The 3,755-nt window shown below is 66.7% G+C and carries 3 protein-coding genes; all 3 read right to left on the bottom strand.

What is annotated here, in order from left to right:
- Positions 1–1,366: MFS transporter (locus ACWGI8_RS41330; RefSeq protein ID WP_453668601.1), on the bottom strand; the 1,366-nt coding region annotated here is incomplete at its 3' end.
- A 409-nt stretch (positions 1,367–1,775) separates the two neighbouring features.
- Positions 1,776–2,822, bottom strand: a complete 1,047-nt coding sequence (locus ACWGI8_RS41325; RefSeq protein WP_453668600.1) for an SPFH domain-containing protein — start codon at positions 2,820–2,822, stop codon at positions 1,776–1,778.
- Positions 2,823–2,825: 3 nt separating this feature from the next.
- The gene (locus ACWGI8_RS41320; protein WP_453668599.1) at positions 2,826–3,257 is read right to left on the bottom strand and encodes an NfeD family protein; all 432 of its coding nucleotides are present in this window, start codon (positions 3,255–3,257) and stop codon (positions 2,826–2,828) included.
- Between the last annotated feature and the right edge of the window lie 498 nt (positions 3,258–3,755).

Genomic DNA, 3,755 nt, shown 5'->3' with positions numbered 1-3,755 from the left:
CGTCCCGCGTGTCCCGGCTGTCCGGCCCCGTCGGGACATCGGCGAGATCACGGTCGCGGGTCTCCCGGGCGCAGCCGATGGCGACCACCGTCAGCAGCGCGGCGGCGATGACGTAGAGGGCGATCGGCGTCGAACTGTCGTAGTCGGCGAGCAGCGCGGTCGCGATGAGCGGCGCCGGCGCCCCGGCCGCAACCGATGAGAACTGGGCTCCGATCGACGCACCCGAGTAGCGCATGCGCGTCGCGAACATCTCGGAGAAGAACGCGGCCTGCGGCGCGTACATCGCCCCGTGCAGCACCAGGCCGACCGTGACGGCGAGCAGGAGGCTGCCGAACGACTTGCTGTCGATGAGAGCGAAGAACGGGAACACCCACAGACCCACGCCCACCGCACCGATCAGATACACCGGGCGGCGCCCGATCCGGTCGGACAGCGCACCCCACGCCGGAATCACCGCGAAGTGCACGGCGGACGCGATGAGCACGGCATTGAGCGCGGTCTGCTTGCTCAGCCCGGCCGAGGTGGTCGCGTAGACGAGGATGAAGGCGGTGATCACGTAGTAGCTGATGTTCTCGGCCATCCGCGCGCCCATCGCGATCAGTACATCGCGCCAGTGGTGCCGCAGCACGGACACGAGCGGCATCTTCTCCACCTGGCCGGCGGCCGCCTTCCGCTCCTCGGCCTGCGCCAGCGCGGCCTTGAAAACGGGCGATTCATCGACAGAGAGACGAATCCACAGACCGACGATCACCAGCACACCGGACAGCAGGAACGGTATGCGCCAGCCCCATGACAGGAACGCCGCATCAGACAACAGAGCCGTCAGTGCCGACAGCACCCCGGTCGCCAGCAGCTGCCCGGCCGGCGCCCCGGTCTGCGGCCACGACGCCCAGAACCCCCGGCGCCGGGCGTCCCCGTGCTCCGACACCAGCAGCACGGCTCCACCCCACTCGCCACCGAGTGCGAAGCCCTGCACCAGCCGGAGAACGGTCAGCAGCACGGGAGCGGCCGTCCCGACCGTCGCATGCGTCGGCAGCAACCCGATGGCGAACGTCGCCCCGCCCATCAGCAGCAGGCTCAGTACCAGCAGCTTCTTGCGCCCGAGCCGGTCCCCGTAGTGCCCGAACACGAGCGCCCCGAGCGGCCGCGCGGCGAACCCGACGGCGTAGGTCAGGAACGACAGGAGGGTCCCGACCAGCGGATCGGACTCCGGAAAGAACAGTTTGTTGAAGACCAGAGCCGCGGCCGACCCGTACAGGAAGAAGTCGTACCACTCGATGGTGGTGCCGATGAGGCTCGCGGCGACGATGCGCTTGAGGGAGCCGGGGGATGTGGGCGCGGTTGGAGCGGTTGCCGAGGCGGCCATGGATACCACTTCCGAGCGGGGACGGGGACGATTTCGTGTCGCCACACCGTAGAAACACGCAGGTCAGTGGCACATGTGGTGGGACACCATACTTCTGCTTCCTGCTGTGAGCACGGCCACCATGAGGGCCGCGACATGACGATTGCGAGGGCCTCGACGAGGGCGATCAGGGGACTGCCGGAGTTGCGCTATTCGACATGATTTGGTGGCGCCGTACTGACTCCGTGCTGGTTCGGTGCTGACGGCGTCGACGTCCTGGCTGGTGGCAGGGCCCGGCGCAGCTGGTGCCTGCTGTCGACAAGCATCGTCGTACCGCCTATGTCGGCCTTTGGCGCTGTTACGGCACTGGTCGCAGCTTGTCCACGATGTTGCACTCTCGGTCGCTGAGGGCAGGTCGGCCGGTTGGTTCTCATCCACCGTCAGCGACGGGTCGGGACGGGAGAGTGCCGGAGGCGGCTGCGTCGGCCTCGGCTGCGTCGGCGAGAGCCTCGGCGGCGGCTTCCGCGGCCTGCGCCGCGTCAGTGGCGGCCTGGGCGGCCCTGTCGTCCGAGGATCGCTCGCGGGTCGCCGGTGACTGGGGCAGCGCCTCGCTGAAAGCGCGGGACACACCCTGGAGTGCGGAGGTGACCTCGCTGGGGATCACCCAGAATGTGCTGCCCGGGCTTTGCGCTAGTTGCGGCAGCGCCTGGAGGTACTGGTAGGCGAGCAGCTTGGGGTCGGGGTCGTTGCGGTGCACGGCCTGGAACACCTCGTCGATGGCCCGGGACTGGCCCTCGGCCTTGAGGATCTCAGCGGTTCGGTTGCCCTCCGCGCGAAGGACGGCGGATTGCTTGTCGCCTTCAGCGGTGAGTATTTGCGATTGTCGTTGTCCTTCGGCTCCGAGAATTGCGGCCCGCTTGTCCCGTTCGGCCCGCATCTGTTTCTCCATCGCGTCCTTGATGGACTGCGGGGGGTCGATGGCCTTGATCTCCACCCGGTTGACTCTCAGCCCCCACTTGCCGGTGGCCTCGTCCAGCACGCCACGGAGCTGGTTGTTGATGGTGTCGCGTGAAGTGAGAGCCTTTTCCAGGTCCATCGATCCAACGACGTTGCGCAAGGTGGTGACGGTGAGCTGCTCGACTGCCTGGAGGTAATTCGCGATCTCATAGGCGGCCGCTCGTGGGTCGGTGACCTGGAAGTACAGGACGGTGTCGATCTCGACGACCAGATTGTCCTCGGTGATGACCGGTTGCGGTTTGAAGGAGATGACCTGTTCCCGCAGGTCGATCACCGGATACACGCGGTCGATGTAGGGGATCACGACGTTGAGGCCGGGTTTCAGCGTGCGGTGGTAGCGGCCGAGTCGTTCGACATTGCGAGCGCGCGCCTGGGGCACGATGCGGACCGCGCGCAACACGGTGAAGACCGCCAAGAGCGCAATGATCAGTCCGGCGATGAGGAATGCCGAGGATTCCATGGTTCACTCCCGGGGGTGGACGAGTGCGGTGGCGCCGCTGATCTCTATGACATCGACGGTTGCTCCGGGAGGAATCACGAGCGTCTCGTCATAGGCGCGGGCCGTCCATTCCTCGCCGCCGATGCGGACTCTGCCGCCCAGGCCTGTCACCTCTGAGAGGGCATAGCCGGTCCTGCCGACCAGTGCGTCCACGCCGAATCGCTCCACCTGGGGCTGGAGAATGTGGCGGCGCACGACGGGACGGACGAACAGCACGCTGACCGTGGCGACTATGGCGAACACCAAGAATTGGAAGAGCAGCGGAAGCCCGACTGCGGCGACTCCCGCCGTGACCAGCGCGGCCCCAGCCAGCATTCCGAGCGCAGCAGTGAGGGTGAAGATCTCTGCCACAGCCAGCACCGCTGCGGTGATCAACCAGATCAGCCATGGATCCATCGCGTTCCCCTTCTCACGGGTGCGGGTGCGCGAATGGCTGGACGACGCTCCCTCGGTCGTCGATACAGGACAGCCGCCCACCTCTGAGACAGGAACTCCCGCCGAGCGAACGGAGCCGTAATGGTGCGCCGCGCCCGAGGCGACTACTTCACGATTTCCTACAAAGGGTTTACCCGTGCCGAATGTCCGAGAATCTGACATTGGCCGCGGTGGACGTGGACGAGTCCGCGTTCACCGGGGGCGGACCCGAAGCCGAAGGCAACGTGTCCTGGGTGGCTCACTTGCCCCCGGCGCGTCGATGACGGCGACGGACACCGTGGCCCCGGCAGATTTCCATGCAAGCTCGGTGAATCACGGCAAGCGTCACCGGCACTCCGTCCACCGGTTCTGCTGTGACATAGGCGCCGTCGAACGCGACGGTGGCCACGTCGTGGACTCGGAAGCCTGGGCCGTTTTCTTAGGGATCAAGCCGATAGCCGGGTCCTGCGATACCGGCGC

Source organism: Streptomyces sp. NPDC054841 (assembly GCF_053611045.1).
The sequence above is the reverse complement of the archived record's forward strand: the minus strand, read 5'-3'. Positions and strand labels throughout refer to the sequence as shown.